Source organism: Kitasatospora sp. NPDC091257 (assembly GCF_044757675.1).
Lineage (GTDB): Bacteria > Actinomycetota > Actinomycetes > Streptomycetales > Streptomycetaceae > Kitasatospora > Kitasatospora lactacystinica.
The window spans coordinates 1-9,712 of sequence record NZ_JBIVVI010000204.1 but is presented as its reverse complement, the minus strand read 5'-3'; the positions used below and the strand labels follow the sequence as shown (position 1 = coordinate 9,712).

The following is a 9,712-nucleotide window of genomic DNA, read 5'->3' as shown; positions in this document are numbered from 1 at the left end:
CATGCTAGCCGCACCCCCTCGCCCGGCACATCGCCCCGTCGTGACCCGATCCGGGGCGGCGCGCAGCCAGTGCTCCGGCGCACGCTCAGCAGCGTGTCGCCATCCGGTCACTGTTCGCAACGATCGGTGACCCTACCCGGTTCCCGGGCCCCACCGCCAGCAAACCGGCCGACCGGCCGACGTGAACCCCGGGGCCCGGTCGGGGCTTCACGCCTCCCCCCGCGACCACGCGCGGTCCGCGTTCACGCGCGGTCCGCGTTCAGCCACTCGCGCATGACCGACAGCAGGTGGTCGGTCTCCACCGGCTTGGTGATGTGGTCGGTGGCACCCGCCTGCAGCGACTTCTCCCGGTCGCCCTTCATCGCCTTGGCGGTCAGCGCGATGATCGGCAGGCCCGCGAACTGGGGCATCCGGCGGATCGCCTCGGTGGTCGCGTAGCCGTCCATCTCCGGCATCATGATGTCCATCAGGACCAGCGCCACGTTCTCGTGCTGCTCCAGCATCTCGATGCCCTCGCGGCCGTTCTCGGCGTACAGGACGGTCAGGCCGTGCTGCTCCAGCACGCTGGTGAGGGCGAACACGTTGCGGACGTCGTCGTCCACGATCAGCACCTGCTGGCCGTCGAAGCGCCGGCCGCCGTTGACCGGGCGGGGCTGGAGGGGCTCCACCGGCCGTGGTCCGGCGGCGCTCTCCAGGGCGGCGCTGCGCCGGCGCTCCACCGCGCCGCGGCGGCGCTCCTCGGCCAGCTCGCGGACCTCCTGGGCCCAGTGGTCGGCCGGGTTCTCGCCGACCGGCACCGGCAGGCCCACCGGGGTCACCCCGACCGAGGCGCGCGGCGCCAGGCCGGCCGGCACGGTCGAGCGGGGGTCGCCGACGGCCTCCGGGGCCTCGGTGCGCAGCGGCAGGTAGAGCGTGAAGGTCGAGCCCTTGCCCAGCTCGCTCTCGGCGTGGATCTCGCCGCCGAGCAGCCGGGCGATCTCGCGGCTGATGGACAGGCCGAGGCCGGTGCCGCCGTACTTGCGGCTGGTGGTGCCGTCGGCCTGCTTGAACGCCTCGAAGATCTCGCGCAGCTTGTTCCCGGGGATGCCGATGCCGGTGTCGGAGACCGCGAAGGCGATCAGCTCGTCGTCCGGGCCCTGGATCGAGCCGGACTCCAGCAGCCGCTCGCGCACGTCCTGCGGGACCTCCCGGCCGGCCGGGCGGATCGAGAAGTCGACGGCTCCGGCGTCGGTGAACTTCACCGCGTTGGAGATCAGGTTGCGCAGCACCTGCTGGAGCCGCTGCTCGTCGGTGTGCAGGGTGACCGGCAGGGCGGGCGAGACCCGGACGGCGAAGTCCAGGTTCTTGTCCAGCGCGACCGGCTGGAAGGTGGCCTCGACGTAGTCGACCAGCTGGACCAGCGCGATCCGGGCCGGGCGGACGTCCATCTTGCCGGCCTCGACCTTGGACAGGTCGAGGATGTCGTTGATCAGCTGGAGCAGGTCGGAGCCGGCGCCGTGGATGGTGTCGGCGAACTCGACCTGCTTCGGCGAGAGGTTGCCCTCGTTGTTGTCGGAGAGCAGCTTGGCCAGGATCAGCAGCGAGTTGAGCGGGGTGCGCAGCTCGTGCGACATGTTGGCGAGGAACTCGCTCTTGTACCGGGAGGCCAGGGCGAGTTGCTCGGCGCGCTCCTCCAGGACCTGCCGGGCCTCTTCGATCTCGCCGTTCTTGATCTCGATGTCGCGGTTCTGCTGGGCGAGTTGCTCGGCCTTCTCCTGCAACTCCTCGTTGGTGCGCTCCAGTTCCTCCTGGCGGGCCTCCAACTCGGCTGACCGCATCGAGAGTTCGGCGGTGAGGCGCTGAGACTCCAGCAGCAGGCCCTCGGTCTTGGTGTTGACGCTGATGGTGTTGACCGTGACGCCGATGAGGTCCGCGATCTGGTTCAGGAAGTCCAGCGCGACGGTGGTGAAGGAGCTGAAGGTGGCCAGTTCGATCACGCCCAGCAGCCGGCCCTCGAACAGCACCGGCAGCACCACGATGTGGGCCGGGGAGGCCTCGCCGAGCCCGGAGGCGATCTTCAGGTACCCGGGCGGCGCCTCCTTGAGGATGATCGCCCGCTTCTCCACCGCGGCCTGGCCGATCAGCGACTCGCCGGGGCGGAAGGTGGTCGGCATCGCCCGCCGCTGGTAGCCGTAGCTGCCGATCAGGCGCAGCACGGTGTCGTTCTCGTCGTCGTCCTCGGTGATCAGCTCGGCGGTGCGGCCGGCCGGCTGGGCGAGGAAGAAGGCTCCGTGCTGGGCGGAGACCACCGGGGTCAGCTCGGTCATGATCAGCGAGGCGACCGCCTCCAGGTCCCGGCGGCCCTGGAGCAGACCGGAGATCCGGGCCAGGTTGGTCTTGAGCCAGTCCTGCTCCTGGTTGGTGCGGGTGGTCTCGCGCAGGTTGGCGATCATCTGGTTGATGTTGTCCTTGAGCTCGTCGAGCTCGCCCGCGGCGTCCACGTCGATCCGCAGGCTCAGGTCGCCCCTGGTGACCGCGGTGGCGACCTGGGCGATCGCGCGCACCTGCCGGGTCAGGTTGTTGGCCAGCTCGTTCACCGACTCGGTGAGGTCCTGCCAGGTGCCGTCCACGCCGGGCACCCGGGCCTGGCCGCCGAGCCGTCCGTCGGTGCCCACCTCGCGGGCCACCCGGGTCACCTCGTCGGCGAAGGCCGACAGCTGGTCGACCATGGTGTTGATGTTGGTCTTGAGCTGGAGGATCTCGCCGCGCGCGTCGACGTCGATCTTCTGCGAGAGGTCGCCGCGGGCCACCGCGGTGATCACCAGCGCGATGTTCCGCACCTGGCCGGTGAGGTTGTTGGCCATCTGGTTGACGTTGTCGGTCAGGTCCTTCCAGATGCCGGCCACGCCCGGCACGCTGGCCTGGCCGCCCAGGGTGCCGTCGGTGCCGACCTCGCGGGCCACCCGGGTGACCTCCACCGCGAAGGAGGACAGCTGGTCGACCATGGTGTTGAGGGTCGCGGCGAGCGCCGCCACCTCGCCCTGGGCGTCGATGGCGATCTTCTTGGAGAGGTCGCCGCGGGCCACCGCACCGGCGACCTCGGCGATGTTGCGCACCTGCCCGGTCAGGTTCGACGCCATGAAGTTGACGTTGTCGGTCAGGTCCTTCCAGATGCCCGACACCCCTCGCACCCGGGCCTGGCCGCCCAGGATGCCCTCGGTACCCACCTCGCGGGCCACCCGGGTCACCTCGTCGGCGAACGCCGACAGCTGGTCCACCATCGTGTTGACGGTCGTCACCAGCTCCAGGATCTCGCCCCGGGCGTCGACGGTGATCTTCTTGGAGACGTCGCCGCGCGCCACCGCCGTGGTCACCTCGGCGATGTTCCGGACCTGGCTGGTCAGGTTGTTGGCCATCAGGTTGACGGAGTTGGTCAGGTCCTTCCAGATCCCGGCCACGCCGGGCACGCTGGCCTGGCCGCCGAGGATGCCCTCGGTGCCCACGTCCCGGGCGACCCGGGTCACCTCGTCCGCGAAGGCGCCCAGCTGGTCCACCATCGTGTTGATGGTGTTCTTCAGCTCAAGGATCTCCCCGCGCGCGTCCACCTGGATCTTCTGCGACAGGTCGCCCTTGGCGACCGCGGTCGTCACCTGGGCGATGTTGCGCACCTGATCGGTGAGGTTGTTCGCCATGAAGTTGACGTTGTCGGTCAGGTCCCGCCAGACCCCGGCCGCCCAGGGCACCTGCGCCTGACCGCCGAGCCGTCCCTCGGTGCCCACCTGACGGGCCACCCGGGTCACCTGCTCGGCGAAGCCGGAGAGCTGGTCGACCATCGTGTTGATGGTGTTCTTCAGCTCCAGCATCTCGCCGCGCGCGTCCACCTCGATCTTCTGCGACAGGTCGCCCTTGGCGACCGCGGTCGTCACCTGGGCGATGTTGCGCACCTGGCCGGTCAGGTTGTTCGCCATGAAGTTCACCGAGTCGGTCAGGTCCCGCCAGACCCCGGCCACGCCCGGCACCTGGGCCTGCCCGCCGAGCCGGCCCTCCGTCCCCACATCCCGGGCCACCGTGGTGACCTGGGCGGCGAACCCGTTCAGCTGGTCGACCATCGTGTTGACGGTGTTCTTCAGCTCCAGCATCTCGCCGGCCACCTCGACGGTGACCTTGCGGGACAGATCGCCCTTGGCCACCGCCGTGGTCACCTGGGCGATGTTGCGCACCTGGGCGGTCAGCCGGCCCGCCATGGTGTTGACCGAGTCCGCCAGGTCCTTCCAACTGCCGGACACGCTGCGGACCTTGGCCTGGCCGCCGAGCTTGCCCTCGGTACCGACCTCGCGGGCCACCCGGGTCACCTCGTCGGTGAACTCGGAGAGCTGGTCCACCAGCCCGTTGACGGTCCGCCCGATCTTCAGGTACTCGCCGCGCAGCGGGTGGCTCACCCCGTTGCTGTGCAGCGAGCGCAGCTCCATCTTCTGGTCCAGGTCGCCCTCGGCGATCGAGGTGAGCACCCGGCCCACCTCGGCCATCGGGCGGGCCAGGTCGTCGATCAGCGCGTTGCAGTTGTCGACCGCCGCCATCCAGGCGCCCTCGCCCGCGCCGGTCTCCAGCCGCTCGTTCAGCCGGCCCTCGCGGCCCACCGCGCGCCGGACCCTCGCCAGTTCACCGGTCAGGTGCTGGTTGCGCTCGGCGACCTCGTTGAACACCGCGGCGATCTCGGCCAGCGGCCCGTCCCCCGGGACGGTCAGCCGGCGGCGGAAGTTGCCGTCCCTCATCGCGGTCAGCGCCGACAGCAGCTTGCGCAGCTCGGCGGGCTCCGCGCCACGATTGTGGCCCGGCGCCCGTCGGCCGGCCGCGTTCCGCGGCACGGCCCCGGGGCGTCCACCGCGCGCAGTGGGCGGCGTCGTTCCGGTTGCGTCCTTGGTGGCCGAACTCAACGGGCCCCTCCCACATCGTGAACTGTCCGGTGACCGACCGTGCCGGTGCGGCACGCACCCGGGCACCGGCCCGGCTGGGCTGCGTGCCGACGGTCCGCGACGCGCCGGCACCCACACGACCGTACTGCTCGCACCGACCGTCGCGGACCCCCCAGTCTGGCAGCACCGGCACCGGGTGCACGGCCGGTTGCGCTCGGTTCGTACCGCACCGTCCGAAACAGGTGGGCAGAATCACCCTCAGGTGCCTGTTTCGACTCCCCGTCCCCACGGGGAACCAAGCGGAAAGTAGGGTGGAGCGCTGCACCGGGCCACGACCCGACCCAGCGCCGCCGCTCACCCCGACGGCGCGCACGGGGATTCGGCGCCGCACCCCGGACAGCCAGGGCAAGAGCAGCAGAGGAGAAGTGGCAACGTGGTCACCGCGCGCGCAGCCGCCACCTTCGATCCCGACGGCCGGTCCGCGGCCGCCGCACGGGGGTTCATCCGGGACGCGCTGCTCGGCTGGGGCCTGCCCGAGGTCGTCGACGACGCGGTCGTGCTGGTCAGCGAGCTCGTCACCAACGCCGTCGTGCACGCCGGCACCGCCGCGGAGGTCTGCTGCCTGCGCGAGGAGGAGAGCGTCCGGATCGAGGTCACCGATCACCACCCCGAGCGCGGCCTGCCCTCGCTCGGCGACGGTCCGGTCACCGGCTCCGACCGCTACGCCGACCCGGACGGCGAGGGCGGTCGCGGCCTGCTGATGTGCTCCGCCCTCTCGGAGCGGTGGGGCGTCGAGTACGCGGCCGGACGCAAGACCGTCTGGTTCCGCCTCGCGCTGCCCGTACACGTGTCCGGGACCCGCTACGCCGTTCCCGCGACCCCCGGCAGCGATCTGCCCAGCGGCCCCGGCCCGGTGCGCGTCGCCGTCGTCCAGCTCGACGAGGACGGCCGGGTGCTGGCCTGGAACCCGGACGCCGAGGCGCTCTTCCAGTACCCCGCCGGGGCCGTCCTCGGCCGCCCCTGGGCCGACCTCGCGGTCTGGCCCAAGTCCCCCGCCCGCGGCCTCGGCCTGACCGACACCCTGCGGATGGCCCGCTGGGAGGGCGGCTACGGCATCCGCCGCCAGGACGGCCAGGAGGTCGAGGTGTACGGCGTCCAGGTCCGGCTGCGCGACACCGAGGGTGTCCCCTCCACCCTCTGCCTGCTGGTCCTCGAACCCGACCGCGCGGTGCTGCGCTCCCCCGCCCGGGCCCTGCCCGGCGAGCGCCCCGACCCGGCCGGCCCCCGGCTCGACCTGCTGGCCGGCCCGGTCGCCACCGACGACCTCGACACCCTGCTCCAGCGCACCGTCGAACGCGCCCGCGACCTGCTCGACGGCGACGCCGCGTACCTGCTGCTCACCACCGACGACGAGGCCGAGTTCGAGGTCCGCGCCGCCACCGGCCTCACCTCCGGACACCGCAGGCACACCCGCTTCCCGGTCGGCACCGGCAACCGCTACGACTCCGCCCGGCTGCCCTCCGTCCACGAGGACCTCTCCGCCCGGCCCACCGGCCTGCCACTGCTCTCCGACAGCGGCATGCGCTCCCTGATCACCGTCCCGCTCAAGGTCGAGGGCCGACTGATCGGTTCGCTGGGCATCGCCGCCGCCGTGCCCGGCCGCTACGACAACGAGGACGCGCTGCGCCTGCAGTTCGCCGCCGACCGGGTCGCCCTCGCCGTCGAGAGCACCCGGCTGACCGAGCTCGAACAGCTGCGCCGAGGCTCGCTCTCCTTCCTGGTCGAGGCCTCCGACCTGCTGGCCGGCACCCTCGAACACGAGCAGACCCTCGCGCTGATGGCCCAGATGGCCGTCCCCACCCTCGCCTCCTGGTGTGCCGTCTACACCACCGCCGACCGCTCCTCACCGGCCAGGCTCGCCTTCGTCCTGCACGAGGACGAGGACCGCATCGACCCGCTGCGCGACCTGCTCGACAAGACGCCCGTACCGGAGGCCGGCCCCGCCCACGGCGTATGGTTCTGGACGGCCCTCGCAGAGTCCGCCGAGGCGGGCGGCCTCGCCGACAGCCCGGAACTCGCCGGCCTGCTCGGCGAGACCGTCGTCCTCGCACTGACCGCCCGCAACCGCGTCATCGGCCTGCTGGTGCTCGGGGTCCCGGCCGGCGTCGGATTCCGCCAGGAGATCCTCGAACTCGCCGAGGACCTCTCCCGCCGGGCCGCCCTCGCCCTGGACAACTCCCGCCTCTACTCCGAGCGCACCGCCACCAGCCAGGCCCTCCAGCGCAGCCTGCTCCCGCCGGACCTGCCGGAGATCCCCGGCGTCGAGGTGGACGTCTACTACCAGGCGGCCGGCGAGGGCAACGAGGTCGGCGGCGACTTCTACGACCTGTTCACCATCCGCGAGGGCACCTACGGCTTCGCCATCGGCGACGTCTGCGGCACCGGCCCCGAGGCCGCCTCGGTCACCGGCCTGGCCCGGCACTCGCTGCGGCTCCTCGCCCGCGAGGGCCTGGACGCCCCGCAGGTGCTGCGCCGGCTCAACGCGGCCATCCTGGACGAGGGTTCGCGCAGCCGCTTCCTCACCCTGCTCTACGGCGAGCTGACGCCCCGCCCGGACGGCAGCACCGAGCTCTCCCTGGTCTGCGCCGGCCACCCGCTGCCGCTGCGGCTGCGCACCGACGGCCAGGTCGACCGGGCCGCCACCCCGCAGCCGCTGCTCGGCGTCATGGAGGACCTCGACCTCACCGCCGAGCACCTGGTGCTCGCCCCCGGCGAGGTCCTGCTCTGTGTCACCGACGGGGTCACCGAACGCCGCGAGGGCCGGCGGATGCTGGGCGACGACGGCCTCGCCGAGGTGCTCACCGGCTGTACCGGCCTGACCGCCGGGGCGGTCGCGGCGAGGGTGCAGCGTGCGGTCGAACGCTTCGCCCCGGAGCCGCCGTCCGACGACATGGCGATCCTGACCCTCCGGGTGCCCACCCAGCGCAAGACCTGAGCGTCCGGCGGGCCGGCGCATGCTGGCGAGTGTCGGCGCGGCGTCGGTGCCTTGCTGGCGCCGTGCTGGGCCGTGCTGGGCCGTGCTGACGCAGTCACAAATTGTTATATTCACAAGGGTACAAGCGAAACGGGGTCGGGTAGACCGATCTCACCGGAGATTCCCTCCGGCGGGGGGCACGACCAGCGGCTCTCCGCTGGCCCACCACTTCCGATGGCCCCTCACTTCCGACCGCAGCCCGCGCACACTCACAACCGTGCGCCTTCGGCGCGGTCGCGCGCATCCACTCATCGAGACGACACCACAGCGTCACTGCGCCCTGCGCGCGCCCAGAGTGAAAGGAGCCTCCGGTGAGCAACGACGCTTCCGGGGCAACGAACGCCCGCTCCACCGGAGCCGACGCGGGTAACCTCGGCTACCTCGCGCTCGGTCTCACACTGCTCGCCTACGGCCTGCTCTCCACCGGCATCCTGCACGGCGCCGGAGCCGGGAACGCGGCCCACCTCGCCCATATCCTCGGCGGCGTCACCCTCTTCATCGCGGGCCTCTGGCAACTCCGCGGCGGCGAGGGCTTCACCGGAACCGCCTTCACCACCCTCGGCGCCTTCTGGGCGACCTGGTCAACGGCCGCAGGGGCGGGCAAGAACGCCGCCGGACTCTTCCTGCTGCTGTGGGCCCTGCTCGCCCTCACCCTCACCGCCGCGAGCTGGGGTTCGGGCCTGCTCGGCCGCGCCGTCTACGGCCTGCTGACGGTCTCCCTGCTGCTCTCCGCCATCGCCACCTTCGGCGGCTACGGCGGCCTGGCCAAGGCCGCCGGCTGGATCGCGGCCGTCTCCGGGCTGGCCGCCTGGTACTGGGCCACCTCCGCACTGAGCAACGGCTCCTGGGGAAAGATCGCCCTGCCGGTCAAGTAACCGGCCGGGAACGACCTCGGTCAGCCCACCTGCTCCAACTGCTCCTCGGCGGTGCCGCGGGGCCGGACCTCCGTCCCGACGGAGGCCCGGCCCCGTCGGCGTGCCGCCAACGCCAGCACGGCGTAGGCGAGGAGCAGGATCACCACCGCCACGATGCCGTCCAACCAGAAGTGGTTCGCCGTCACCACCACCACGGCCACCGTCAGCACCGGATGCAGCACCATCACCCATCGCAGTGAACTGCGCGACACCCGGATCACCGCGACCGCCGCCAGCACGCACCAGGCGACGTGCACCGAGGGCATCGCCGACAGCTGATCGGCCACCACCACACCGCCGACCGCGCCGCCGTAGACCGACTGCCCGTACTGGGCGGCCACGTCGACGAAACCGCTCTCCGGCAGCATCCGCGGCGGCGCCACCGGGATGAACTGCACCAGCAGGCAGACCGCGGTCGTGATCACCACCGTGTTGCGCACCCACGCGTAGCGCTCGCGGTGCCGCACGAACACCCAGAGCAGCACGCCCAGCATCACGGCGAAGTGCATGGCCGCGTAGTAGTAGTTCGCCAGCCTCACCAGCACCGGGTACGGCGTGACCGCCCGCTGCCAGGACGCCTCGTCCGGCAGCCCGACCACCTGCTCGGTGTGGTGGATCCAGCTCGCGCGGTCCAGCGCGTGGTCCGTACTCATCACCGAGAGGTGCCCGACCAGCTGCCAGAGCGCGAACAGCGCCAGCAGCGTCCCGGCCTCCCGCAGCAGCGCGGACAGCGCCGGCTTCCGGCCCTTCGCCGCGGCGTACGCGCCCGCGTGGAGGCCGATGGCGGCGGCCCCGGCGGACTGCCAGGTCAGGGTCAGGTTCTGCATTGGCAGAGGGTAACGCAAAAAGCCCCTTCCCGGTTGGGAAGGGGC

The 9,712-nt window shown here is 71.9% G+C and carries 4 protein-coding genes; 2 read left to right on the top strand and 2 right to left on the bottom strand.

The genetic code is table 11. From position 1 onward, the window contains the following. Window positions 1–242: 242 nt before the first annotated feature. Window positions 243–4,844 carry a HAMP domain-containing protein gene (locus ACIQOV_RS12575; protein WP_401047947.1) on the bottom strand — a complete coding sequence of 1,534 codons (4,602 nt, stop codon included), beginning with the start codon at window positions 4,842–4,844 and terminating at the stop codon, window positions 243–245. A 481-nt stretch (window positions 4,845–5,325) separates the two neighbouring features. On the opposite strand from ACIQOV_RS12575, the gene ACIQOV_RS12570 reads away from it, so the two are divergent. After that, a complete protein-coding gene (locus ACIQOV_RS12570; protein WP_401047944.1) occupies window positions 5,326–7,887 on the top strand; it encodes a SpoIIE family protein phosphatase in 2,562 nt (853 codons plus the stop codon). Window positions 7,888–8,237: 350 nt separating this feature from the next. Then, on the top strand, window positions 8,238–8,801 hold the full coding sequence (locus tag ACIQOV_RS12565) for a GPR1/FUN34/YaaH family transporter (RefSeq protein WP_401047942.1): 564 nt from the start codon (window positions 8,238–8,240) through the stop codon (window positions 8,799–8,801). A 20-nt stretch (window positions 8,802–8,821) separates the two neighbouring features. On the opposite strand, the gene ACIQOV_RS12560 is transcribed toward ACIQOV_RS12565, so the two are convergent. After that, window positions 8,822–9,667 (bottom strand): phosphatase PAP2 family protein, encoded by an 846-nt coding sequence (locus ACIQOV_RS12560; protein WP_401047939.1) that lies wholly within the window; start codon window positions 9,665–9,667, stop codon window positions 8,822–8,824. Between the last annotated feature and the right edge of the window lie 45 nt (window positions 9,668–9,712).

Excerpts from the sequence above, each read along its gene's own strand:
- ACIQOV_RS12560 (WP_401047939.1), bottom strand. The coding sequence starts at position 9,667 with ATGCAGAACCTGACCCTGACCTGGCAGTCCGCCGGGGCCGCCGCCATC.